The organism is Pseudomonas marvdashtae (assembly GCF_014268655.2).
Classification (GTDB): domain Bacteria; phylum Pseudomonadota; class Gammaproteobacteria; order Pseudomonadales; family Pseudomonadaceae; genus Aquipseudomonas; species Aquipseudomonas marvdashtae.
In genome coordinates, this window is sequence record NZ_JABWQX020000003.1 from 61,493 (window position 1) to 85,682 (window position 24,190).

Sequence of the window (24,190 nt, forward strand, 5' to 3'; positions counted from 1 at the left end):
TATCACATACCCAAATTTTTAAAGAACGAACTAGTCAAAGACTAGAAATCAACATTCACCATCGAACCGATGGAATGCTCATTTCTAAGCTTTATACAATCGAAGCAGTAGTGGTGGAGCCAAGCGGGATCGAACCGCTGACCTCCTGCGTGCAAGGCAGGCGCTCTCCCAGCTGAGCTATGGCCCCATTACAAAATTGGTGGGTCTGGGCAGATTCGAACTGCCGACCTCACCCTTATCAGGGGTGCGCTCTAACCAACTGAGCTACAGACCCAATTTCGAGCTTGTAACTGTTAGCTGTGAGCTATCAGCTTGGAGCTTAAAGCTGCTTCTATCGTCTTCTTCAATGAATCAAGCAATTCGTGTGGGAGCTCATGAAGCAGCTGCGGTCGTCGATTAAGGAGGTGATCCAGCCGCAGGTTCCCCTACGGCTACCTTGTTACGACTTCACCCCAGTCATGAATCACACCGTGGTAACCGTCCTCCCGAAGGTTAGACTAGCTACTTCTGGTGCAACCCACTCCCATGGTGTGACGGGCGGTGTGTACAAGGCCCGGGAACGTATTCACCGCGACATTCTGATTCGCGATTACTAGCGATTCCGACTTCACGCAGTCGAGTTGCAGACTGCGATCCGGACTACGATCGGTTTTGTGGGATTAGCTCCACCTCGCGGCTTGGCAACCCTCTGTACCGACCATTGTAGCACGTGTGTAGCCCAGGCCGTAAGGGCCATGATGACTTGACGTCATCCCCACCTTCCTCCGGTTTGTCACCGGCAGTCTCCTTAGAGTGCCCACCATAACGTGCTGGTAACTAAGGACAAGGGTTGCGCTCGTTACGGGACTTAACCCAACATCTCACGACACGAGCTGACGACAGCCATGCAGCACCTGTCTCAATGTTCCCGAAGGCACCAATCCATCTCTGGAAAGTTCATTGGATGTCAAGGCCTGGTAAGGTTCTTCGCGTTGCTTCGAATTAAACCACATGCTCCACCGCTTGTGCGGGCCCCCGTCAATTCATTTGAGTTTTAACCTTGCGGCCGTACTCCCCAGGCGGTCAACTTAATGCGTTAGCTGCGCCACTAAGAGCTCAAGGCTCCCAACGGCTAGTTGACATCGTTTACGGCGTGGACTACCAGGGTATCTAATCCTGTTTGCTCCCCACGCTTTCGCACCTCAGTGTCAGTATCAGTCCAGGTGGTCGCCTTCGCCACTGGTGTTCCTTCCTATATCTACGCATTTCACCGCTACACAGGAAATTCCACCACCCTCTACCATACTCTAGCTCGACAGTTTTGAATGCAGTTCCCAGGTTGAGCCCGGGGATTTCACATCCAACTTAACGAACCACCTACGCGCGCTTTACGCCCAGTAATTCCGATTAACGCTTGCACCCTCTGTATTACCGCGGCTGCTGGCACAGAGTTAGCCGGTGCTTATTCTGTCGGTAACGTCAAGACACCAACGTATTAGGTTAATGCCCTTCCTCCCAACTTAAAGTGCTTTACAATCCGAAGACCTTCTTCACACACGCGGCATGGCTGGATCAGGCTTTCGCCCATTGTCCAATATTCCCCACTGCTGCCTCCCGTAGGAGTCTGGACCGTGTCTCAGTTCCAGTGTGACTGATCATCCTCTCAGACCAGTTACGGATCGTCGCCTTGGTGAGCCATTACCCCACCAACTAGCTAATCCGACCTAGGCTCATCTGATAGCGCAAGGCCCGAAGGTCCCCTGCTTTCTCCCGTAGGACGTATGCGGTATTAGCGTCCGTTTCCGAGCGTTATCCCCCACTACCAGGCAGATTCCTAGGCATTACTCACCCGTCCGCCGCTCTCAAGAGGTGCAAGCACCTCTCTACCGCTCGACTTGCATGTGTTAGGCCTGCCGCCAGCGTTCAATCTGAGCCATGATCAAACTCTTCAGTTCAAACATCTTTGGGTTTTGAGAAAACCCTAAACCTGGCTCAGCAATCGTTGGTTACATCTTTGATTTCTCGCGGAGTAACTTGTGATGCTGATAATCTGTTGACTAGCAGTCTGACTCCACAAGCACCCACACGAATTGCTTGATTCAGTTGTTAAAGAGCGGCTGGCTGAGTCTTTCGTCTCAACCGAGGCGCGCATTCTACAGCGCCCCGTGTATCTGTCAAGCGGTTATTTTTAGAAGTTTTCAAAGTTTCCTTATCAACTTCAACCACTTGCGCTTCCGATCTCTCGTTAGCGGGAGGCGAATTCTACAGCGTTAGTCGCTGCTGTCAACACCTCTTTTACACCGCTTTCGACCGAGAGGATCGAATCGTCGACAGGGCCAAACAACACCGCCCCATCCACTCCTTCCGTGCCTCGATGAACTGAAGCTCGCTTACATCGAAACCTACTTAACTCTTTGAAACTCAAGGAGTTTTCCGTTTCGACTGCGCCGGAAGTGGGGCGAATTATAGACACCCAGGATTTGCCGTCAACCCTTTATTTCGCTTTTCCTTCAATGAGTTGCCTGAGCCCCTGAAGCCGTGGCCACCTACCTAGTAAGGAGCGCCCTCTATATAGAGGGAAATCATAGAATGCCCGCGTCCTTGAAAGCCGTGACGGTCGCCGTGTCCATCCCTAGTACTCGCTGGAGCACTTCCAGCGTGTGCTCCCCTAATAATGGAGGCGCACCTCTGTATTCGACAGGCGTTTCGGATAGACGAATCGGACTGGCGACTTGCGGCACCTTGCCAGCCAGCGCGTGAGGCAGCTCTATTGCCAATCCGCGAGCTTGTACCTGAGGGTCAGCAAACATTTGGGCCAGATCGTTGATCGGCCCGCACGGCACTCCGGCCTGCTCAAGCTGAATAACCCATTCAGCCGTCGTCTTGAATACCGTCGCCTGGCGAATCAACGGAATCAATTGTGCCCGATTCGCCACCCGCATCTTGTTCGTCGCGAACCGAGGGTCATCGGCCCATTGTGGCTGACCGGCAACTTCAGCGAATTTTCGAAACTGGCCGTCATTACCCACCGTAAGAATGAAGTCACCGTCGGCAGTAGGAAAATCCTGATAAGGCACAATGTTCGGATGCGCATTCCCCAATCGCTTCGGCGCAACGCCCGTAGTCAGGTAGTTCATCGCCTGGTTAGCCAAGCAAGCCACTTGAACATCCAGCAATGCCATATCGATATGCTGCCCTCCACCCACATTATCGCGGTGAGCCAACGCTGCCAGGATAGCAACGGTCGAATACAGGCCTGTAAGAATGTCGGTCAGCGCAACACCAACTTTCACCGGCCCAGCGCCCTCATCCCCCTCCGGCCGGCCGGTAAGGCTCATCAAGCCGCCCAGCCCCTGGATCATGAAGTCATACCCGGCCCTTTTGGCGTACGGTCCCGTCTGGCCAAACCCGGTGATCGAGCAATAGATCAAATGCGGGTTGATCACTTTCAGCGAGTCGTAATCCAGGCCATAGGCCGCAAGCCCACCCACCTTGAAGTTTTCGATCAGGATGTCGGACTTGGCCGCCAACTCCTGGATCAGCTTCTGCCCCTCGGGACGCGTGAAATCGATAGTGACGGATTGCTTGTTGCGATTGGCCGACAGGTAATAGGCCGCCTCGGTCGTATTTTCGCCATGGACGTCCTTCAAGAAGGGCGGGCCCCATGCGCGTGTATCGTCGCCATTACCGGGACGCTCGACCTTGATGACGTCGGCCCCCAGGTCCGCCAGGATCTGCCCAGCCCAAGGCCCGGCCAGCACCCTGGATAAATCCAATACCCGCAGATGCGAAAGCGCGCCCATGGTCGTTCTCCTATTAATAGAACGCCTGGATACCGGTTTGCGCACGCCCCAGGATCAGCGCATGGACATCATGTGTGCCCTCGTAAGTGTTCACGACTTCCAGATTCACGAGATGACGAGCAATGCCGAACTCATCGGAGATGCCATTACCGCCGAGCATATCCCGCGCCATACGCGCAATATCCAGGGACTTGCCGCAAGAGTTGCGCTTCATGATCGAGGTGATTTCAACCGCAGCCGAGCCCTCATCTTTCATACGTCCCAGACGCAGGCATCCTTGCAGAGCGAGAGTGATTTCAGTCTGCATATCGGCCAGTTTCTTCTGTATCAACTGGTTGGCCGCCAACGGGCGGCCGAACTGTTGTCGATCAAGCGTGTACTGGCGAGCGGTGTGCCAGCAGAACTCGGCGGCACCCAATGCGCCCCAGGAAATGCCATAACGCGCCGAGTTCAAGCAAGTGAACGGCCCTTTCAAACCACGCACATCTGGAAATATGTTCTCTTCCGGGACGAATACGTTATCCATGACGATCTCGCCAGTGATCGAAGCCCGAAGACCGACCTTGCCATGAATGGCCGGAGCACTCAGGCCCTTCCAGCCCTTTTCCAGGACGAAGCCGCGGATATCACCCGCGTCATCCTTACCCCAGACTACAAAGACATCGGCGATTGGACTGTTAGTGATCCACATCTTGCTACCCGTCAAGCTGTAGCCACCGTCCACCTTCCGTGCACGAGTGATCATCGCGCCTGGGTCGGAACCATGATTCGGCTCTGTCAGGCCAAAGCAGCCGATCCATTCCCCGGAGGCCAGCTTCGGCAGATACTTCTGCTTCTGTGCCTCGGTGCCGAACTCATTGATGGGCACCATGACCAAGGAGGACTGCACGCTCATCATCGAACGGTAGCCGGAATCGACACGCTCCACTTCCCGGGCAATCAGGCCGTAGCTGACATAGTTCAAGCCGCTACCGCCGTATTGCTCGGGGATGGTTGCGCCCAGCAGGCCTACCTCACCCATTTCACGAAAGATCGCCGGATCGGTTTTTTCATGGCGGAACGCTTCCAGGACTCGCGGCGCAAGCTTCTGCTGGGCGAATTGTTCGGCCGTGTCGCGAATCATGCGTTCTTCTTCAGTGAGCTGCTGGTCCAGCAAGAGTGGATCGATCCAGTTGAAACTCGCTTTACCAGCCATGAAAAAGTCCTCGCCAATGAAATGAAAAGTCGTGGACTGATCCTAGGCGCGGTTTCCCACAAGAGCAAACGAGGATTCCGCATGCGCTTGTGCTAATTTCTCACTCCGAAAGGGCTTTTGAAGCCGCTCAAGGCCACCATGAGTGAGGTTGTCGTACATGCGTCGCAAAATTCCCAGCACCGCCGCCTTGATCAGTTTCGAGGCCGCCGCCCGACACGAGAGCTTTACCAAGGCTGCCCAAGAACTGTCACTCACCCAAGGGGCCATCTGCCGACAGGTCGCCAGCCTGGAGGATTTCCTCGGCGTTGAGTTGTTCCGCCGTTCGAGGCGTGGCGTCAAACTGACCGAGGCAGGCCTTTCCTATAGTCGTCGGGTTGCGACGCAATTGGACGCGGTCGAACGCGACACCCTTTCAGTCATGGGCCATACCGGCGCGAACGTTATCGAGCTAGCGGTCGTTCCAACGTTCGGCACCCAGTGGCTATTGCCGCGCCTGAAGGACTTTCAGAAGCAGCACCCTGAAGTCACGGTCAACCTGACCAATCGCACGCGCCCCTTTCTCTTTGCTGACACCGAGTTTGACGCGGCCATCTACTTCGGCGATGCCGATTGGTCCGGCACCGAATCCCACAAGCTAATGGGTGAGAACCCGATGCCGGTATGCAGCCCCACCTTACTGGGCAATCAGAAGACGCTGACGCCGGCCACCATTGCCGAAATGCCACTGCTCCAGCAAACCACGCGACCCTATGCCTGGCGGCAGTGGTTCAATTCCCAGGAGCTAAACATCCCACGCGACCTGACAGGCCCGCGTTATGAACTATTCTCCATGCTGGCCCAAGCGGCGATGCACGACATGGGGATTGCGCTGATCCCACCGTTTTTGATTCAGCGAGAATTGGCTGAAGGACGTCTGGTCATCGCCAACCGCAACGGATTGTCGAGCATCAAGGCTTATTACCTGATGATCCCGGAACGAAAAGTGGAATCCGCATCTCTCCAGGCTTTCCGCGACTGGCTAGTCCAACAAGCGAACAACTATGTACCTGAAAATTAAAGATAAACTTAGATGTTGACCTCGTAGTCAGCAAAATCAAGACGCTACAGATATACGTTTATGTCGCAAAAAGCCAAACTGTTATCAAATAGGAACAATCGTCCCACAAGCGTTTAGGTACGTGGCTTTAAGCCATATTGCGCACCTCATGACCGCTTATTCAGCTTGCCAATGGAAAAGTATGACTTTTTTGCAGAAAACCCAATATCCACAGGCCCTTCAAGGGATAAACCCTAGGGGTTGCGACATTCGGTCACAGGGTGACTTGTAGTTAATTTTCCGTCACCCGTCATAATCCCTTGAAGGGCTGTATTTTCGCCTGCAAAATGCCGCGCCCCGCCTTCCAGCGGGATCGTGCTGATCGGCCGCCCCAGCCGCACCATCCGAAGTGCCTGGGTTTACTCAATAAGATCACGCAGGAGATTTGACGTGCACATTGGTGTTCCCCTCGAAACCCAAACGGGTGAAACACGGGTTGCTGCTACCCCGGAAACCATCAAGAAGCTGGTCGGCCAAGGCCATAAAGTCACTGTTCAAAGCGGCGCCGGCATCAAGGCCAGCGTTATCGACAGTGCCTATGAGGCAGCGGGCGCAACCATTGGCAGCGCCGGTGATGCGTTTGGCGCTGAGCTGATTCTCAAAGTGGTTGCCCCTAGCGACAGCGAACTGACGCTGATCAAGAGCGGCACCGTTCTGGTGGGCATGCTCAATCCATTCAACAACGAAACCATTGCCATGCTGGCCGAACGCGGCATTACCGCTTTTGCCCTTGAGGCCGCGCCACGGACTTCTCGAGCCCAAAGCCTGGACGTGCTGTCCTCTCAAGCGAACATTGCCGGTTACAAAGCCGTGCTGCTGGCCGCTCACCACTATCCGCGCTTCATGCCGATGCTGATGACCGCCGCTGGTACCGTGAAAGCGGCGCGCGTGCTAATTCTCGGCGCGGGTGTGGCAGGTCTGCAGGCGATTGCCACGGCCAAGCGCCTGGGCGCTGTGATCGAGGCTTCGGATGTGCGGCCGGCGGTCAAGGAACAAATCGAATCCCTCGGCGCCAAGTTCGTCGACGTGCCTTACGAGACCGACGAAGAGCGTGAATGCGCAGTCGGTGTCGGCGGTTACGCCCGACCCATGCCTGCCAGCTGGATGCAGCGCCAGGCCCAGGCTGTGCACGAGCGCGCCAAACAGGCCGATATCGTCATCACCACCGCGCTGATTCCGGGCCGCAAGGCACCGACGTTGCTGAGCGCCGAAACCGTCGCGCAGATGAAGCCCGGCTCGGTGGTCATCGACCTCGCGGCAGCCCAGGGCGGTAACTGCCCGTTGACCGTGGCCGATCAGGTCGTGATCGAGAATGGCGTGACCATCTGCGGTCCGACCAACCTGGCCGGTGAAGTCGCGGCCGATGCTTCGGCGTTGTACGCCCGTAACCTGCTGGACTTCCTGAAGCTGGTCTTCACCAAGGAAGGTCAGTTCGACGTGAACCTGGAAGACGACATCGTCGCCGCGTGCCTGATGTGCCGCGACGGCCAAGTCATCCGCAAAAACGCCTAAGCAGGGATTCAGACAATGGAAGAGCTTATCTCCCCCGGTATCTACAACCTGATCATCTTCGTGCTGGCGATCTACGTCGGTTACCACGTGGTCTGGAACGTTACACCTGCTTTGCACACGCCGTTGATGGCGGTGACCAACGCCATTTCGGCGATCGTGATCGTCGGCGCCATGCTCGCCGCCGCGCTGACCGTAACACCTCTGGGCAAGACCATGGGCACCCTCGCCGTGGCCCTGGCCGCGGTGAACGTGTTCGGTGGCTTCCTGGTGACGCGCCGCATGCTTGAGATGTTCAAGAAAAAAGCCCCGAAAGCCGTAAAAGAAGAGGCGCCCAAGTAATGAGCATGAACCTGGTAACGACGCTCTACCTGATCGCGTCCATCTGCTTCATCCAGGCCCTTAAAGGCCTGTCTCACCCCACCACCTCGCGCCGTGGCAACCTGTTCGGCATGCTCGGCATGGCGTTGGCGGTGCTCACCACCGTGGGGCTCATCTATAAGCTCGGTGCCGAGCTAGCGACCGCCGGCATCGGCTATGTCATCGTCGGCCTGCTGGTTGGCGGTACTGCTGGCTCGATCATGGCCAAGCGCGTCGAGATGACCAAGATGCCGGAGCTGGTGGCGTTCATGCACAGCATGATCGGCCTGGCGGCAGTGTTCATTGCCATCGCGGCGGTCGTCGAGCCGCAGTCCCTGGGCATCGTCAAGCAACTGGGCGATTCGATTCCGGCCGGTAACCGCCTGGAGCTGTTCCTCGGCGCTGCCATCGGTGCAATCACCTTCTCCGGTTCGGTGATCGCGTTCGGCAAGCTCTCGGGCAAGTACAAGTTCCGCCTGTTCCAAGGCGCACCGGTACAGTTCGGCGGCCAGCACAAGCTCAACCTGATCCTGGGCCTGGCAACGCTGGGCCTGGGCCTGACCTTCATGTTCACCGGCAACCTCGGCGCGTTCGCCTTGATGCTGGCCCTGGCCTTTGTCCTGGGTGTGCTGATCATCATCCCGATCGGCGGCGCGGACATGCCGGTGGTGGTCTCGATGCTCAACAGCTACTCCGGCTGGGCCGCGGCGGGTATCGGCTTCTCGCTGAACAACTCGATGCTGATCATCGCCGGTTCGTTGGTGGGTTCGAGCGGCGCGATCCTGTCGTACATCATGTGCAAGGCGATGAACCGTTCGTTCTTCAACGTATTGCTCGGCGGTTTCGGCAACACCGCAGATGCGGCTGGCCCAGCAGGCTCGAAAGAAGCCCGTCCGGTGAAATCCGGCTCGGCTGACGACGCCACCTTCCTACTGACCAACGCCGACACGGTGATCATCGTTCCGGGCTATGGCTTGGCGGTAGCGCGGGCGCAACATGCGCTGAAAGAGCTGACCGAGAAGCTGACCCATCGCGGCGTGACCGTCAAATACGCGATTCACCCGGTGGCCGGTCGTATGCCCGGGCATATGAATGTCCTGCTGGCCGAGGCCGAGGTGCCTTACGACCAGGTGTTCGAGATGGAGGACATCAACTCCGAGTTCGGCCAAGCCGATGTGGTGTTGGTGCTGGGCGCTAACGACGTGGTCAACCCGGCGGCGAAGAACGATCCGAAGTCGCCGATTGCCGGCATGCCGATCCTCGAAGCCTTCAAGGCCAAGACCATCATCGTCAACAAGCGCTCGATGGCCAGCGGCTATGCCGGCCTGGACAACGAGCTGTTCTATCTGGACAAGACCATGATGGTGTTCGGTGACGCCAAGAAGGTGATCGAAGACATGGTCAAAGCGGTGGAATAACTTTCCCGTTTCGTCAAAAACGCCCCGCCTTTTCGGGGCGTTTTGATTTGTATCAAGGCAAAGCATTACCGATTCGGTAACAATGTTTTGCCTGAAACCCCCGTAATAGACGCCTCAAATGCGACTTTTGTAGCGGGTCGGGCAAAGCGCGAATTCTCTAGACTGCGCATCCAGCTTCCAGCCCGAGACGACCCTCCATGTACCGTGATCGCATCCGCCTGCCTTCGTTGTTGAATAAAGTGATGAGCGCTGCCGAAGCCGCCTTGTTGATCGAGGACGGCATGACCGTCGGCATGAGTGGCTTTACCCGCGCCGGAGAAGCCAAAGCAGTGCCCCACGCCCTGGCTGAGCGTGCCAAGGTCACCCCGCTTAAAATCAGCTTGATGACCGGTGCGAGCCTGGGCAACGACCTCGACAAGGAGCTCACCGAAGCCGGTGTGCTGGCGCGACGCATGCCGTTCCAGGTCGACAGCACGTTACGTAAGGCAATCAACGCAGGCGAGGTGATGTTCATCGACCAGCATCTCTCGGAAACCGTCGAGCAACTGCGCAACGGCCAGCTCAAACTGCCCGATATTGCCGTGATCGAAGCAGTGGCCATCACCGAGCAGGGGCATATCGTACCGACCACGTCGGTGGGTAACTCAGCCAGCTTCGCCATCTTCGCCCGGCAAGTGATCATCGAGATCAACCTGGCGCACAATCCGAATCTTGAGGGATTGCACGACATTTATATCCCGACCTATCGCCCCACTCGCACGCCGATCCCCTTGGTGAAGGTCGACGACCGTATTGGCAGCACCGCGATCCCGATCCCGCCGGAAAAGATTGCCGCCATAGTCATAACCAACCAAGGGGACTCGCCTTCTACCGTCGCCCCGCCAGACAGCGACACCCAGGCCATCGCCGATCACCTGATCGACTTCTTCAAACAGGAGGTTTCGGCCGGGCGCATGACCAACAAGCTCGGGCCGCTGCAGGCCGGGATTGGCAACATCGCCAACGCCGTAATGTGCGGCCTGATCGATTCGCCGTTCGAGGACTTGACCATGTATTCCGAAGTTTTGCAGGACTCGACGTTTGACTTGATTGACGCCGGCAAGCTGAGTTTCGCCTCCGGCAGCTCGATCACGCTGTCGGGTCGACGCAATGCCGACGTGTTCGGAAACCTGGAAAGGTATAAGGACAAACTGGTCCTGCGTCCGCAGGAAATCTCCAACCATCCCGAGGTTGTGCGCCGCCTGGGCATCATTGGTATCAACACCGCGCTGGAATTCGACCTATACGGCAATGTGAACTCAACCCATGTATGCGGTACGCGGATGATGAACGGCATCGGCGGCTCGGGGGACTTCGCTCGCAATGCTCACCTGGCGATTTTCGTCACCAAGTCGATCGCCAAGGGCGGTTCCATTTCCAGTGTCGTGCCGATGGTCAGCCATGTGGACCATACCGAACACGACGTCGACATCCTGGTGACCGAGATCGGCCTGGCCGACCTGCGGGGCCTGGCGCCACGGGAGCGGGCACGCGTGATCATCGACAATTGCGTGCACCCTTCCTACCGCCAGGCCTTGAACGACTATTTCGACGCCGCGTGCGCATTGGGTGGGCATACGCCGCATATCCTGCGCGATGCACTGAGTTGGCACCTGAACCTCGAAGAAACTGGGCGCATGTTGGCGGTCTGATACAGCTGGAACACAGCTAGCGCAAATACAGTTTTGACTGGAGCCCACCGCTCGCGCGCAACTCGACAAAAACTGTACTGCTGTACCGGTGCTTTCCTACAGTCTCTTCCCAAAAAACTCCGGATGAACTGCATAAATGCACCATAGCAGTGCAGACAAGTACAGTTGCCTCGTTATCGACCAGTACACCACTCTTTAACAGTTAACTGGTCTCTCACAATACAAATGAACTGTATCTACAGTCGCTGGCCAAACGAGCAGATCATGGGCACCAGTTAAACCACTACCTAATCCCGCCACAAGCGGAAGGATGTCAACCATGGAACGTACACTCAGTTCCGAGCTGTTTTTCGAAGACAAAGCTGAAAAAAACCAGGCTTCCCTGCCTCTTCGCGTTATCGCCAACCTGATGTTGTGGCAGCGCCGCATTGCCAGCCGCCATCAACTGGCTCGTCTGGATTCGCGCCTGCTGGCTGACGCCGGTATCAGCGAAGCCCAACGTTACGAAGAGCTGAGCAAGCCGTTCTGGCGCTAACTCAGCGTCGCTGGCCCTGACCCACCGGGTCCACCGCCAGCACCGAATTGAACAAACAAGACCCGTCGCGGGAAACCGCGACGGGTCTTGTCGTTTATGGGGCAAATTTCGGGTAAATCCACCAAACCATTACAGTTAGATAGTTTTATTAATTGTTAGGTACAGTTTGTTTACCCCGCAGCCGATGCGAGTCGCATGCGGTATAAGGGGTTAATCTGGACTGCCAGGCCAACGCGTTCTGTCCTAATATCGATACGAACGTGGCGAAGCGAGTCGATCCTGCGTCTCTTCTTCCAGCTACCTGCACCGCATAACCTCAATTCCCAAGGAGTTCACCATGATCCGTCTTCGCCTGCTCAGCGCCGTTGCCCTGCTGGCCGTGGCCGCCCACTCCAACGCCAGCAGCTTCATCGTTACCACAGACTCCATCGTCGGCGCGCTCAAGGCCACATCCGACGTCACCTCCGATGCAACCTCATCACTGCGGGACAACAAGATCGTCCAGGCCGCCCGAGATGACGCCGCCAGCTTCGTGGCCAGCGAAGGCGCCATCCGTGGTGTGAAGCTGGAAAGTGCGCTGGACTATATTCGCCAGCAGGCACCCCAGATCAATGCCACCGACGCCCAACTGGCCCAGGCCATTCTGGCGATCTGAGGCAACATGAAACATCGGGCGCGCAATGGTGTTCCGATGTTTCAGCACTGGCTCTGGCCCGCAGGTTTGCGCTAGCCTTCAGGCTCGCCATCAACCGTCGAGTCCCATGCGTTTTTATCCAAATCCGTTTATCGCGTCTTGCCTAGTTGTTTTTTGCTGGTCTGTTCCGGCCCACGCCTTCGATGTGACCACCCAGCAAGTGGTGGCTAGCGGCTACGCCACATCCTTGGTGACCTCTGCGCCCTTCGACAATAAACTTATCGTCGCCGCCCGTGATGACGCTGCGGTATTCATTGCCAGCGACGGACAGCTGAGAGGTGCACGGTTGGAATCGGCCCTGGACTACATGCGCCGGACCCAGCCAAAACTTCACGCCAGCGACCTTGAACTGGCAGAGGCAATTCTCGTCCAATAGTTATCTTCATTTTCCGGAGTCGTTCCATGCGTAGCCCGCTGATTGCTGCCGCCCTAGGCCTGCTGGTGTTGGCCGATGTGGCCCAGGCACATACCCTGGTAGCCACCAGTAACATCATCGTTCGCGCTTCACAGCGCACGATCGATTTCACCTCCGACACCACCACATCCATCCGCGATTCGAAGATCGTTCGCGAAGCCCACGACGACGCGGCCAGCTTCGTCGCCAGCAATGGCGAAATTCGTGGCGCTCATCTCGAGGCCGCCTTCGATACCTTGCGTACACGCGTGCCGGAAGCGCGCGACGCCAGTGACCAGGTTCTCGCCGAAGCCATCCTCGCATTGTGAGGCGGCTCGCCGCCTGGCTGACGGCCGGGGTCGTGCTGCTTATCGGCAGCACCGCCCAGGCCGGCCTGCAGCTACACCTTAATGCCGACGGCTTGACGCCGGCACAGCAGCAGGCCAGCCAGGCACTGCTCAATGAAGCCATGCAGGCATTGCCGCCACGCTTCATCGAGCGACTGGACCGCCGCATTGATGTTGGCTGGACCGACCAAATGCCCGCCAACGCCTACGGCCAGGCCTCGCTGGTGTCACAGCTGGACCTGAACCGAAACCTGCTGGATAGCCTCACCGACGGCAGCGCCGCCACACAGAAGACCCAGCGCCCCCACGGCACGGTACGGCGGGAAATGCTCGCCACGGTCCTCCACGAACTGACTCACATTTATGACCGCTCGCGTCTATGGCCGGATGCCGAGCGTGCGCTGATCCAGCGTTGCACTCGACGCAACAGCAGCGCCGGGTTGATTGGCCTGCCCGATGAATGCCGAGGCCAGAACGATCGCCGCTTTACACTGAGCGACGATCCTCGCTTGCTCGACCTGGCGGGCTGGCCGCAATACGTCGGCCGTCGCGGTGAACGGGAGCAGCACAATCGTCAAGTCGTCCGCAGCCCGGACCTTTACGAGACCAGCAGCCCCAAGGAGTTCGTCGCGGTCAACATGGAGTACTTTCTCCTGGACTCCAGCTATGCCTGCCGACGTCCCGCGCTGTATCGCTATTATCAGGAACACTTTGGTTGGGCCCCCGCCGCCAAGGACACCTGTGCAAAATCGTTCGCCTTCCTCAACGCCGGTAACGACTTCGCCAAGACGCCACTGGGCAAGGTCGATCCGGAACGGGTCTATGCCATTGACTACCTGTTGGCCGAAGCCAACCAGAACTGGGTCAGCCGCTGGGGCCACAGCATGCTCCGCCTGGTGATTTGCGCACCGGACCGGCCGCGTGGCCCGGACTGCCGCCTGGACCTGGACCAACACCTGGTGCTGTCATACCGCGCCTTTGTGGGCGACGTGCAGTTGTCGAGTTGGGACGGGCTGGTGGGCAAATACCCGTCGCGCCTGTTCGTGCTACCGCTCGCCCAAGTGATCGATGAATACACCAAGACCGAATTGCGCAGCCTGGCGTCTGTACCACTGAACCTGTCGCGCACTGAGATAGAGGAAACGGTCGAACACGCCGCCGAAATGCACTGGAGCTACGACGGCAGCTATTACTTCCTGTCCAATAACTGCGCCGTGGAAAGCTTGAAGCTACTGCGCAGCGGCACCAACAACGAACAGCTCAAGGGCCTGGACAGCATCATGCCCAACGGCCTGCTGGAAGTGCTAAAGGGCCGGGGCCTGGCGGATACCAGCGTGTTGGATGATCCCAAGGAAGCCTTGCGCCTGGGCTACCGCTTCGACTCATTCCGTGAGCGGTACCAGGCGATGTTCGATGTGCTGAAGAAGCATCTGCCCGTCAAGCAACAAACGGTGGAGGACTGGCTGGCCTTGGATGCCGCCGAACGCCGCGTCTGGTTCGAACAGGCCGACCTACGCACCAGCGCAGCATTGTTGCTGCTGGAACAGGCCAGCTATCGTCGACAATTGTTGTTGGCGCAGGATGAAGTCAAACAACGTTACCTCGGAGCCCGTGAGTTGCAGAACGGCGGCATGGAACGGGCTAACGCGACGTTGCAACAGATTCTAGCCAACAGCGGCTTCCTGAGCCGTCCGGCTGAACTGCTAGGTACCAGCGGCTACGGATTACCGCAACCCAGCGAGTGGCAGCGCCTGGAATCAGAAAGCAGCTTGCGTCAGAAACAGCTGCAAACACTGACCGGTGATCTGGACAAGGAAGTCCGGGCGCTCCTGGAACCGAGCCGCGCCGCTGAAATTGCTGCAAGCGAGGCCAATGTAAAAGCGATCGGCGAGCATTTGCGCAAGCTGCACAAGGCCGGAGGCGGATTGGAGCTACCCTGACGAAACACTCCTGAAGCAGTAACAAAAAGGGGTTCAGAACCAAGTTCTGAACCCCTTTTTGATGCCTGGTCCGAATCAGTCGATACGCGCTTTGCGCACGCCATCAGCCAAGGCAGCACATAGGCTCAACACCCCATCAATCGCTTGCTCCGGCGTATCGGCGCTGGCGATATGGTCGATCAGCGCCGAACCAACCACCACCCCGTCAGCCAGTCGTGCGATGGCCGCCGCCTGCTCTGGCGTGCGGATGCCGAAACCGATGCTGATCGGCAAATCGGTATGGCGGCGCAGGCGTGCGACGGCCTCTTCGACATGCTCCAGCGTCGCAGCACCGGCGCCGGTTACGCCCGCCACCGACACGTAGTACACGAAACCCGAACTGCCGTTGAGCACAGTCGGCAAGCGCACGTCATCGGTGGTCGGCGTGGTCAGGCGGATGAAGTCCAGCCCTGCCGCCTGGGCCGGTTCGCACAGTTCACTGTTGTGCTCGGGCGGCATGTCCACGACGATCAGGCCGTCGACTCCGGAGTCCAGCGCCTCGCCAATGAAACGCTGCACGCCATAACGATGGATCGGGTTGTAATAACCCATCAGCACCAACGGCGTATCAGCGTTGTCCTTGCGGAACTCGCGAACCATCTGCAGGGTTTTCGCCAGGTTTTGCTGGGCGCCCAAGGCCCGGATGTTGGCCAACTGGATCGCCGGGCCGTCGGCCATCGGATCGGTGAATGGCATGCCCAACTCGATCACATCGGCGCCAGCGGCAGGAAGTCCCTTGAGAATCGCCAGCGAGGTGTCGTAGTCCGGGTCGCCGCCCGTGACAAACGTCACCAGGGCCGCGCGGTTCTGTTCCTTGAGTTCGGCAAAACGGGTTTGCAGGCGGCTCATCAGTGTTTCTCCTGCTGGGACTGTTCCATGTGGTGCATCACGGTTTGCATGTCTTTATCGCCACGACCGGACAGGTTGACCACCATCAGGTGGTCCTTCGGCAAGTTCGGTGCGCGCTTGAACACTTCAGCCAGGGCATGGGCGCTTTCCAGCGCAGGGATAATCCCTTCCAGGCGGCAGCATTTGTGGAAAGCTTCCAGGGCTTCGGCGTCAGTGACCGAGGTGTATTGGACGCGACCAATGTCATGCAACCAGGCGTGTTCCGGGCCGATACCGGGGTAGTCGAGACCAGCGGAAATCGAATGGGCGTCGATGATCTGCCCGTCGTCATCCTGCAACAGGAAGGTACGGTTGCCGTGCAGTACGCCCGGCACGCCGCCGTTCAGGCTCGCCGCGTGCTTACCGGTCTCGATGCCGTAGCCGGCAGCTTCGACACCAATGATCTCGACACTTTTGTCATCCAGGAACGGATGGAACAGGCCCATGGCATTGGAGCCGCCGCCGATGCACGCCACCAAGCTGTCCGGCAAGCGGCCTTCCTGGGCTTGCAGTTGATCGCGGGTCTCTTTGCCGATCACGGCCTGGAAGTCGCGGACCATTGCCGGGTACGGATGCGGACCTGCCACAGTGCCGATCAAATAGAACGTGCTGTCAACGTTGGTCACCCAGTCGCGCAGTGCCTCGTTCATCGCATCCTTCAAGGTGCCAGTACCAGCGACCACCGGGATGACTTCCGCACCGAGCAGCTTCATGCGGAACACGTTGGCCTGCTGGCGCTCAATGTCAGTGGTGCCCATGTAGATAACGCAGTCCAGGCCGAAACGCGCCGCGACGGTGGCAGTAGCCACGCCGTGCATGCCAGCGCCGGTCTCGGCAATGATGCGTTTTTTACCCATGCGCCGCGCCAGCAGGATCTGGCCGATGCAGTTGTTGATCTTGTGCGCGCCGGTATGGTTCAGCTCTTCACGCTTGAGATAGATTTTCGCGCCGCCGCAATACTCGGTCAGGCGTTCGGCGAAATACAGCGGGCTCGGACGACCGACGTAGTCGCGCTGGAAGTAGGCCAATTCCTCGATGAACGCAGGATCTTCCTTCGCCACTTCGTATTCACGGGCCAGATCAAGAATCAGCGGCATCAAGGTTTCGGCCACATAGCGGCCACCGAAGGCGCCGAACATACCGTTCGCATCAGGGCCGCTACTGAGGTTGAAAGGGGTCGTAGACTGGGTCATCGGGCGCTCCAGGCGAAGGCGTAGAAAGACAATGAGGCTCACTCTACCCCTGACATCTCGTGCTGAAAACCGATAAGATCGCCGCAACCTGTCAGGAAAACTCACAGATATCATGAGCCATGACTTACCGCCGCTTAACGCCCTGCGTGCCTTCGAGGCTACCGCCCGCCTGAACAGCGTAAGCCAAGCGGCAGAACAGCTGCATGTGACCCATGGCGCCGTCAGCCGGCAACTGAAGGTGCTCGAAGAGCACTTGGGCGTCAGCCTGTTCGTCAAGGATGGACGTGGCCTTAAACTCACAGATGCAGGGTTGCGCCTACGTGACGCCAGTGCCGACGCGTTCGAGCGCCTGCGCACCATTTGCGCAGAGCTGACGCAAAGCACGGCGGACGCTCCGTTCGTGTTGGGCTGCTCGGGAAGCTTGCTGGCGCGCTGGTTCATCCCTCGCCTGGGCAGGCTCAATGCCGACCTGCCGGACTTGCGCTTGCACTTGTCCGCCGGCGAGGGCGACCTGGACCCCAGGCGGCCGGGGCTAGACGCATTGCTGGTGTTCGCCGAACCGCCTTGGCCGGCCGACATGCAGGTGTATGAACTGGTCAGCGAGCGAATCGGCCCGGTCATCAGCCCTCGTTACGCCGGATTCGTTCACTTGCAAGATGCACCGGCCAGCGCGCTGCTGGGCGAACCGCTGTTGCACACCACTTCGCGTCCCCAGGCCTGGCCGACCTGGGCACGCCAAAATGCCCTTGAACCCCAGGCGTTGAAGTTCGGGCAAGGTTTTGAGCATTTGTATTATTTGCTGGAGGCTGCCGTCGCCGGGCTCGGAGTGGCAATTGCCCCCGAACCGCTGGTCGCCGAAGACCTGCGTGCCGGTCGCCTGGCCGCGCCGTGGGGTTTCAGTGAAACTTCGGCGCGGTTGGCGTTATGGCTGCCCAAGCGCGCCGCCGATGGGCGCGCCCGGCAATTGGCGCAATGGCTCAGGCAAGAGCTGAACCCATCGATTCAGTCGCCGCGTTTGCACAGCAAGTAGGCGGCCAACAAACCCAGTGCTCCAACCGCGACACCGGCGGTGGTCCAAGGGTGTTCTTGAGCGTAGTCGCGCGTGGCGATCCCGGTTTCGCGGGTTTTCACCTTGACCTCTTCATAGGCATCGCTCAGCAGATGCCGAGAATGTTTCAGCGCGCTTTCGGCATTTGCCTTCAGCGACTTGAGGGTCTTACGCGACTCGTCCGAGGCGTCGTCCTTCAGGCTTTCCAACGACTTGAGCAGACTCTCGATCTCCGCTTCCATGCTTTGCAACGAGGCTTTGCGTAACGAAGTGCTGGCCATAGTGGCTCTCTCCTGCAGTGGTTGAGTAGCGTGTGAGAGTTGGGACTCCGACCGTTTGGGAAAGTGCAGTAAATCTGAACTTTCACAGCGTAAACGGCGACACAAGTAAGGCGAAAAATCGCTGCTAGGCTGTAGAAAACAACCAAGGAGAACGTCATGAGTGATCATCACACGTACAAAAAAGTCGAGCTGGTCGGCTCGTCTCCCACCAGCATTGAAGACGCCATCAACAATGCCTTGGCCGAGGCCAGCAAAAGCCTCAAGCATCTGGAGTGGTTTGAAGTCACGGAAACCCGCGGCCACATCGAAAACGGCCGGGCCGCGCATTTCCAGGTGACCATCAAAGTCGGATTCCGGATCGCCAATAGCTGATGCTCGGTGAACTTTGCACACTGGCGGAGTGCCATAGGGAATGGCGATGCGCTATCGAACGAGCGCGTCGTCCTGTCTCATAGCTGTCCTATGATCCGACCAAGGAGTGCGAGCGATGAAAAAGTTGATGGTGGCCCTGGGTTTGCTGAGCCTTGCGAGCGGTGCGTTTGCGGCTGGTAAGCCCTGTGAAGAGTTGAAAGGCGAAATCGCAGCGAAGCTGGACGCCAAGGGCGTGTCAGGTTATTCGCTGGAAATCGTCGATAAAGGCGCAGCGGCTGACGCAAAAGTCGTCGGCACCTGTGAGGGCGGTGCGAAGGAAATCGTCTACAAGAGGGGTTGATCCTTTCGAACGCCCAAAGCCGACGCGTGCGTCGGCTTTTTTATGCGTGTGACTCAGCCCTTCATCACCTGCGCCAGCAGTTCGTACGAATGCAGGCGGTCAGCGTGCTCATAGAGATCACTGGTGAAAATCAGCTCATCGGCCTGGGTTTGCTCGATCAGCACTTCCAACTTGGCGCGGATCTTCTGCGGACCGCCGATCATGGCCAGGCCGAGGAAGTCGCCCACCGCTTCTTTCTCATGGGGCAGCCAGAGGCCGTTCATGGTTTCAACAGGTGGACGTTGCACCAAGCTCTGGCCGCGCATCAGTGCGAGGATCCGCTGGTACACCGACGTTGCCAGGTAATCGGCCTGTTCGTCGGTGTCCGCCGCCACCAGCGGCACGCCGAGCATGACATAGGGCTTGTCGAGCACCGCCGACGGTTTGAAGTGGCTGCGGTAGATGCGGATCGCCTCGTGCATGAAACGCGGTGCGAAATGCGAGGCGAAGGCGTAGGGCAAGCCGCGCTCACCGGCCAGCTGCGCGCTGAACAAACTTGAACCCAACAACCACACCGGCACGTTGGTCCCGGTGCCGGGCATGGCGATGATGCGTTGGTCCGGCGTCCGCGGGCCGAGGTAGCGCATCAATTCGGTCACGTCTTCCGGGAAATCATCGGCGCTGCCGGAACGTTCACGGCGCAGGGCCCGGGCGGTTATCTGGTCGGAACCGGGCGCGCGTCCCAGCCCAAGGTCGATCCGGCCAGGAAAGAGGCTCTCAAGCGTGCCGAACTGCTCGGCGATCACCAACGGCGCGTGATTCGGCAGCATTACCCCGCCGGAGCCAACGCGAATGGTCGAAGTGCCCCCTGCCAGATAGCCCAGCAGAACAGCGGTCGCGGAGCTGGCGATGCCGTCCATATTATGGTGTTCCGCCACCCAGAATCGGGTATAGCCGAATTTTTCCACGTGCTGCGCCAGGTCCAGCGAGTTTCGCAAGGACTGGGCGGCGTTGCCGTCAGCACGAACGGGCACAAGGTCAAGGGTAGAAAATTTAACTTCGGACAGCTGTTTCATGGGCCGGCATCTCCAACGGCGTATGAGCTTTCTTACGGACGAAAGCCTGCCGTTTCTATAGGTGTGCTACATGCAATGTGGGCATATACCCGAGTTTCAATAGTAGTGAAGAATTTTCCTACCAAATTAGTCGGCTAATCGACCGGATGAACTTTATCGGTCGGTCTATCCTCACAATCCTGGCACTGAAAATACCCAGGCGCGAACCCTCGCGCCGGATCATGAGGAGGCACACATGGCTATCGTCAAGAAAGCATCGGCTCACTGGGAAGGTGACCTGAAGACCGGAATCGGCTCGATCTCCACGGAAACCGGCGTGTTGCGTGAAGCGCCCTATGGCTTCAAGGCCCGTTTTGAAGGCGGCAAGGGCACCAACCCCGAGGAATTGATCGGCGCGGCCCACGCGGGCTGCTTCTCCATGGCATTTTCGATGATCCTCGGCGACGCCGGGCTCAAGGCCGACAGCATCGACACCAATGCCGAAGTCACGCTGGACCAGGTTGACGGCGGCTTTGCGATTACGGCGGTGAAGCTGATTCTCAAGGCCAAAATCCCCGGCGCCAGCCAGCAGCAATTCGAAGAGCTGAGCAATAAAGCCAAGGAAGGTTGCCCGGTTTCCAAGGTCCTCAATGCCAAGATCACCCTGGAGGCATCGCTGGTAAGTTGATGAACAGAAAAGATCGCAGTCCCCAACAGGCTGCGATCTTCTTCATGGGCGATCTATTTACCCGAAGACAATTATGATCGAATGCAGGCCTGCAGTTTCAGCGCACAGGCAGTGCGCGCTGCATTGAGGAATTCCAGCATGAAACGTTTTGCCCTGGCAGTCATCGGTTGCACCTTGGCCACTTCGACCCTCGCGGCACCTAAATCCTGCGACGAACTAAAAGCGGAAATCGAAGCGAAGATCCAGGCTAATAACGTGTCGTCGTACACCTTGGAAATCGTCAGCAATGACGAAGCGCACGATCAGAACATGGTGGTGGGCAGTTGCGAAAACGGCACGAAGAAGATCATCTACCAGAAGAACGACCGCTAGAGCGCCCTACGGAACGCAATTGACTTGTCGCTCTTCGGCCACGATTTGACGCTTGGCGTCATAGAGCCGGGCGCTGGGGGTGAACGCCAGGTTGCGTCCCTCCAGTCGATAGCGCTGGCCAGCCTCGAAATGGTCGTAACGCACGAGCATGTAGCACAGCCGCTCTTGCGGTTCGGCTTGCATGCCCAACCCGCCACCGCTGAACACCTCGAAGTCGAAGCGAACTCTCAGTTCGTGGCTGCCCGGCGAAACCTGAAAGAACCTTCCGTCTCGCAACCGCTGTCCATCCAGGCTTTCAGCCATCAGCACTTTGCCGCCCGGCATGGGTGTGGCGAAATCGATCCACGCCATGTTCGGGTCGACCTGGGGCAGCGGGCTCGTTGCGCAACCGCTCATGGAGACCAGGGCCAGTAACAGCAGGGGTAAGCGCATGGTGAGTCTCCCGAGGATCAGGCACTGAGCATAGCGCCAATCACGTTTGTTGGCAGCCCGCTGGCGTGCCCTGGCCCACCACTTTACGCTGCTGGTCATACAGCTTGGCCCACGGACGGAAACCGATACTGCCGGCCTGTAGTTGATAACGCTGGCCCGCGTTGAAGTCTTTGAATTTCACGTTCAGCCGGCAATCACGCCACAGCGGCTCTGCATCCGGGCCGATGTTGCCCGGCTCCACGGCAAATTGATAACGCACCGTCAGCTCATGGCTGCCGGGTTGCACTTCGAAATAACGCCGGTCGATGGATTCCTTGTCGTCGACCTCCAACGCTTGCAACGCCGTGTTCTGATGGTCTGCAAGATCGATCCACGCTTGGGACGGATCAGGATCGGGCAAACCGGCACAACCGGTCAGCAGCAACAGGCCACTCGTCAGCATCAACACGCGCATAGCGAAGCTCCGGGCAAGCGGGATAGTCTTGGGGCAGACTTTCCCAGGGTGATTCCAATTGATCAGGCAGCGTTCACGCCATCGGTTACTCGACCGTGTTTTCCGGATTTTGTTTCCCGCCCTCGTGCTTTTGTTACTCAACGGTTGCTCCAGCGTCAGCTACTACAGCCAGCTCGCCAGCGGACAACTGCGACTGCTGCAAGCCCGGGAGCCGATCGACCGGGTCATCGCCGACCCCGCCCGCGACCCAACGTTGCGCGCTCATCTGGCCCAGGCGCGCAAGGCCCGGGCGTTCGCCAGCGCCCACCTGCACCTGCCCGATAACAAAAGCTATCGCCTGTACGCGGACATTGATCGCCCCTTCGTCGTCTGGAATGTCTTCGCCACGCAGGAATTTTCCCTGGCACCGCAAAACCATTGCTTCCCCATCGCCGGTTGCGTCGCGTATCGCGGCTACTACAGCCAAAGCGCCGCCCGAGGCGAGGCCGCGTTGCAGCGCTTGCGGGGTATGGATGTATCGATTGGCGGCGTGGAGGCTTATTCGACCTTGGGCTGGTTCAACGACCCGATCCTCAGTTCGATGCTGCACTGGGGCGACGAGCGCCTGGCGACGCTGATCTTTCATGAACTGGCGCACCAGCGGTTCTACGTAAAGGACGATACGGAATTCAACGAATCCTTTGCCACCTTCGTCGAGCAGCAAGGCACCCGGCAATGGCGCGCCCATCGCGGACTGGCGCCGGACAACGGCAACAAGGTGCGCCAACGCGACCAATTCATCCAACTGATCCTCGACACCCGCCAGCGGCTGGAAACCCTCTACGCCCAACCGCTGCCGGCCGATCAGATGCGCCAGCGCAAGGCTGCGGAATTTGAACGACTGCGCGCCGACTACGCGCAAATGCGCGATACCCAATGGGCCGGCGACAAGCGTTATGACGCGTGGGTCTATGCACCACTGAACAACGCACGGCTACTGCCCTTCGGCCTGTATGACCAATGGGTGCCGGCGTTTGCGGCGTTGTTCGAACGTGAGAATGGGGATTGGGTTGCGTTTTATGCGGCGGTGGAAAACCTTGGCCGGTTGCCGGTGGATGAGCGCAAGGCAGCCTTGAAGGCGCTCAGTGCAAGCAAGCCCCTACCACCATAACGAACCACCCGCCCACACCTCACGCAGTTGCGCCGCATTGAGGCTGCGCCGTTCGGGATCGAAGGCCAGCGTCGTACGCAACGACGGCCAACAGCGCCTGGGCAGGTTGCGCGGTGCCTTGAGTTGGCGCTCCAGCCCGGTATCGCGCGCCTGGTTTGAAGGTAAACGCCGGTAGGGATGTTTGCCGCATGCCAGTTCATAAAGTACGCAAGCCAGGCTATAGAGATCGGCGCGGGCGGACAGGGGAGATCCTTCAAGCAACTCGGGGGCGGCGTAGCCTGGGGTCCAGGCATTGAGACATTGCCGGTTCAAGGAGGGCAAGTCTTTCAGAGGGCCTTCTTCGGCCAGGCCCAGGCCAAAATCAAAAAGTCGCACCCCTTCTTCGCCCAACATGATGTTGCTAGGCTTGACGTCGCCGTGCCGTACGCCTCGGTGGTGCGCATACGCCATGGCATCGAGCAGTGGCAGCGCAATCGCTTTCAGCTCAGGCCAAGGCAAACCGAGTGGACGTTCACAAAGCAATTTGTCCAGGGTCAAGCCGCGCATCAACTCCATGGTGATAAACGCCTGCTTGTGAACGGCGTCCACTTCGAAAGTGTATGGACGCAATACGTTGGGGTGAAACAGGCGACGGGTCAGGGCAAACTCGCTATAGAGCAGCGCGCTTGCGTCGGGCGACTCGTCAAAGTCCTCCCTGAGCATTTTCAGCGCAATGTACGGATCTGGGTCTCCGAATTGTTCGTACAGCAAATCTCGGGTGCGATACACGACTCCCATACCGCCCGCCCCGAGCATGCGCTCAAGACAATAACGTCCCGATAATATTTTCGGTACGTCGCCGATACGTTGCTGGCCCGGGGCCGTAGCGGATGATGCAAGGGCAAAACAAATGGGACGGTCCTGGCCAACACTTGGGATATCTGGAGTCACGGTAGGAT

25 protein-coding genes, 2 tRNA genes and 1 rRNA gene are annotated in these 24,190 nt (G+C 58.4%); 16 read left to right on the top strand and 12 right to left on the bottom strand.

Features of this window, described 5'->3' with window-relative positions; all coding sequences use genetic code 11:
- Positions 1 to 111: 111 nt before the first annotated feature.
- The 5 genes from HU742_RS23160 to HU742_RS23180 all read right to left on the bottom strand — a co-directional run bounded on the left by HU742_RS23160 (position 112) and on the right by HU742_RS23180 (position 4,977).
- A tRNA-Ala gene (locus HU742_RS23160) sits at positions 112 to 187 on the bottom strand.
- Positions 188 to 197: 10 nt separating this feature from the next.
- Positions 198 to 274 (bottom strand) — tRNA-Ile (locus tag HU742_RS23165).
- A 123-nt stretch (positions 275 to 397) separates the two neighbouring features.
- Positions 398 to 1,934: ribosomal RNA gene (locus HU742_RS23170) — 16S ribosomal RNA — on the bottom strand.
- A gap of 627 nt (positions 1,935 to 2,561) precedes the next feature.
- The gene (locus HU742_RS23175; RefSeq protein ID WP_186644827.1) at positions 2,562 to 3,782 is read right to left on the bottom strand and encodes a CaiB/BaiF CoA transferase family protein; all 1,221 of its coding nucleotides are present in this window, start codon (positions 3,780 to 3,782) and stop codon (positions 2,562 to 2,564) included.
- A gap of 13 nt (positions 3,783 to 3,795) precedes the next feature.
- Complete coding sequence (locus HU742_RS23180; RefSeq protein WP_186644828.1) at positions 3,796 to 4,977, bottom strand: acyl-CoA dehydrogenase; 1,182 nt, start codon at positions 4,975 to 4,977, stop codon at positions 3,796 to 3,798.
- Between the two features lie 157 nt (positions 4,978 to 5,134).
- Between HU742_RS23180 and HU742_RS23185 the strand changes: the two genes are divergently transcribed.
- The 10 genes from HU742_RS23185 to HU742_RS23230 all read left to right on the top strand — a co-directional run bounded on the left by HU742_RS23185 (position 5,135) and on the right by HU742_RS23230 (position 14,961).
- Positions 5,135 to 6,034 carry a LysR family transcriptional regulator gene (locus HU742_RS23185; protein ID WP_186644829.1) on the top strand — a complete coding sequence of 300 codons (900 nt, stop codon included), beginning with the start codon at positions 5,135 to 5,137 and terminating at the stop codon, positions 6,032 to 6,034.
- A 429-nt stretch (positions 6,035 to 6,463) separates the two neighbouring features.
- Positions 6,464 to 7,585: a Re/Si-specific NAD(P)(+) transhydrogenase subunit alpha gene (locus tag HU742_RS23190; protein ID WP_186644830.1), complete on the top strand. Its 1,122-nt coding sequence runs from the start codon at positions 6,464 to 6,466 to the stop codon at positions 7,583 to 7,585.
- A 15-nt stretch (positions 7,586 to 7,600) separates the two neighbouring features.
- Positions 7,601 to 7,924, top strand: coding sequence for an NAD(P) transhydrogenase subunit alpha part 2 (locus HU742_RS23195; RefSeq protein ID WP_003187010.1), 324 nt, complete (start codon positions 7,601 to 7,603; stop codon positions 7,922 to 7,924).
- Positions 7,924 to 9,360 carry an NAD(P)(+) transhydrogenase (Re/Si-specific) subunit beta gene (locus HU742_RS23200; protein WP_186644832.1) on the top strand — a complete coding sequence of 479 codons (1,437 nt, stop codon included), beginning with the start codon at positions 7,924 to 7,926 and terminating at the stop codon, positions 9,358 to 9,360. Before HU742_RS23195 ends, HU742_RS23200 begins: the two co-directional genes overlap by 1 nt.
- A gap of 197 nt (positions 9,361 to 9,557) precedes the next feature.
- Entirely contained in the window at positions 9,558 to 11,051 is a 1,494-nt protein-coding gene (gene scpC, locus HU742_RS23205; protein WP_186644834.1) for a succinyl-CoA:acetate CoA-transferase ScpC, read from the top strand.
- A gap of 319 nt (positions 11,052 to 11,370) precedes the next feature.
- The gene (locus HU742_RS23210; RefSeq protein WP_003187014.1) at positions 11,371 to 11,586 is read left to right on the top strand and encodes a DUF1127 domain-containing protein; all 216 of its coding nucleotides are present in this window, start codon (positions 11,371 to 11,373) and stop codon (positions 11,584 to 11,586) included.
- A 337-nt stretch (positions 11,587 to 11,923) separates the two neighbouring features.
- Positions 11,924 to 12,241, top strand: a complete 318-nt coding sequence (locus tag HU742_RS23215) for a DUF2388 domain-containing protein (RefSeq protein WP_186644835.1) — start codon at positions 11,924 to 11,926, stop codon at positions 12,239 to 12,241.
- Between the two features lie 106 nt (positions 12,242 to 12,347).
- Positions 12,348 to 12,656 (top strand): DUF2388 domain-containing protein, encoded by a 309-nt coding sequence (locus tag HU742_RS23220; protein ID WP_186644836.1) that lies wholly within the window; start codon positions 12,348 to 12,350, stop codon positions 12,654 to 12,656.
- A 26-nt stretch (positions 12,657 to 12,682) separates the two neighbouring features.
- Positions 12,683 to 13,003, top strand: a complete 321-nt coding sequence (locus HU742_RS23225; RefSeq protein ID WP_003187020.1) for a DUF2388 domain-containing protein — start codon at positions 12,683 to 12,685, stop codon at positions 13,001 to 13,003.
- On the top strand, positions 13,000 to 14,961 hold the full coding sequence (locus tag HU742_RS23230; RefSeq protein ID WP_186644837.1) for a DUF7844 domain-containing protein: 1,962 nt from the start codon (positions 13,000 to 13,002) through the stop codon (positions 14,959 to 14,961). Before HU742_RS23225 ends, HU742_RS23230 begins: the two co-directional genes overlap by 4 nt.
- Before the next feature lie 75 nt (positions 14,962 to 15,036).
- Here HU742_RS23230 and trpA read toward each other — a convergent pair whose 3' ends face one another.
- Together trpA and trpB are read right to left on the bottom strand one after the other, a co-directional pair.
- Positions 15,037 to 15,849 carry a tryptophan synthase subunit alpha gene (gene trpA / locus HU742_RS23235; protein ID WP_186633011.1) on the bottom strand — a complete coding sequence of 271 codons (813 nt, stop codon included), beginning with the start codon at positions 15,847 to 15,849 and terminating at the stop codon, positions 15,037 to 15,039.
- On the bottom strand, positions 15,849 to 17,081 hold the full coding sequence (gene trpB, locus HU742_RS23240) for a tryptophan synthase subunit beta (protein ID WP_186633014.1): 1,233 nt from the start codon (positions 17,079 to 17,081) through the stop codon (positions 15,849 to 15,851). The genes trpA and trpB overlap by 1 nt, the downstream gene beginning before the upstream one ends.
- Before the next feature lie 112 nt (positions 17,082 to 17,193).
- Between trpB and HU742_RS23245 the strand changes: the two genes are divergently transcribed.
- Positions 17,194 to 18,111: a LysR family transcriptional regulator gene (locus HU742_RS23245; protein ID WP_186633016.1), complete on the top strand. Its 918-nt coding sequence runs from the start codon at positions 17,194 to 17,196 to the stop codon at positions 18,109 to 18,111.
- Here the strand turns inward: HU742_RS23245 and HU742_RS23250 are convergent.
- Positions 18,084 to 18,410: an ElaB/YgaM/YqjD family protein gene (locus HU742_RS23250; RefSeq protein WP_186611411.1), complete on the bottom strand. Its 327-nt coding sequence runs from the start codon at positions 18,408 to 18,410 to the stop codon at positions 18,084 to 18,086. The genes HU742_RS23245 and HU742_RS23250 overlap by 28 nt on opposite strands.
- Positions 18,411 to 18,566: 156 nt before the next feature.
- Between HU742_RS23250 and HU742_RS23255 the strand changes: the two genes are divergently transcribed.
- Entirely contained in the window at positions 18,567 to 18,782 is a 216-nt protein-coding gene (locus HU742_RS23255) for a dodecin (protein WP_003177209.1), read from the top strand.
- A 115-nt stretch (positions 18,783 to 18,897) separates the two neighbouring features.
- Positions 18,898 to 19,122, top strand: a complete 225-nt coding sequence (locus HU742_RS23260) for a DUF1161 domain-containing protein (protein ID WP_186633019.1) — start codon at positions 18,898 to 18,900, stop codon at positions 19,120 to 19,122.
- Positions 19,123 to 19,175: 53 nt separating this feature from the next.
- Here HU742_RS23260 and HU742_RS23265 read toward each other — a convergent pair whose 3' ends face one another.
- Complete coding sequence (locus HU742_RS23265) at positions 19,176 to 20,177, bottom strand: LLM class flavin-dependent oxidoreductase (protein ID WP_186644838.1); 1,002 nt, start codon at positions 20,175 to 20,177, stop codon at positions 19,176 to 19,178.
- 235 nt (positions 20,178 to 20,412) lie between these two features.
- Between HU742_RS23265 and HU742_RS23270 the strand changes: the two genes are divergently transcribed.
- Together HU742_RS23270 and HU742_RS23275 are read left to right on the top strand one after the other, a co-directional pair.
- Positions 20,413 to 20,844, top strand: a complete 432-nt coding sequence (locus HU742_RS23270; protein WP_186644839.1) for an OsmC family protein — start codon at positions 20,413 to 20,415, stop codon at positions 20,842 to 20,844.
- A 138-nt stretch (positions 20,845 to 20,982) separates the two neighbouring features.
- Positions 20,983 to 21,216: a DUF1161 domain-containing protein gene (locus HU742_RS23275; RefSeq protein ID WP_186633025.1), complete on the top strand. Its 234-nt coding sequence runs from the start codon at positions 20,983 to 20,985 to the stop codon at positions 21,214 to 21,216.
- Between the two features lie 6 nt (positions 21,217 to 21,222).
- Here HU742_RS23275 and HU742_RS23280 read toward each other — a convergent pair whose 3' ends face one another.
- Positions 21,223 to 21,648 (bottom strand): PA0061/PA0062 family lipoprotein, encoded by a 426-nt coding sequence (locus HU742_RS23280; RefSeq protein ID WP_186644840.1) that lies wholly within the window; start codon positions 21,646 to 21,648, stop codon positions 21,223 to 21,225.
- Between the two features lie 40 nt (positions 21,649 to 21,688).
- Positions 21,689 to 22,102, bottom strand: coding sequence for a PA0061/PA0062 family lipoprotein (locus tag HU742_RS23285; RefSeq protein ID WP_186633032.1), 414 nt, complete (start codon positions 22,100 to 22,102; stop codon positions 21,689 to 21,691).
- A gap of 58 nt (positions 22,103 to 22,160) precedes the next feature.
- Here HU742_RS23285 and HU742_RS23290 point away from each other — a divergent pair, with 58 nt between their 5' ends.
- Positions 22,161 to 23,252 carry an aminopeptidase gene (locus HU742_RS23290; RefSeq protein ID WP_186644841.1) on the top strand — a complete coding sequence of 364 codons (1,092 nt, stop codon included), beginning with the start codon at positions 22,161 to 22,163 and terminating at the stop codon, positions 23,250 to 23,252.
- Here HU742_RS23290 and HU742_RS23295 read toward each other — a convergent pair.
- Positions 23,241 to 24,182: a serine/threonine-protein kinase gene (locus HU742_RS23295; protein WP_437179909.1), complete on the bottom strand. Its 942-nt coding sequence runs from the start codon at positions 24,180 to 24,182 to the stop codon at positions 23,241 to 23,243. The two genes, HU742_RS23290 and HU742_RS23295, sit on opposite strands and share 12 nt — an antisense overlap.
- Between the last annotated feature and the right edge of the window lie 8 nt (positions 24,183 to 24,190).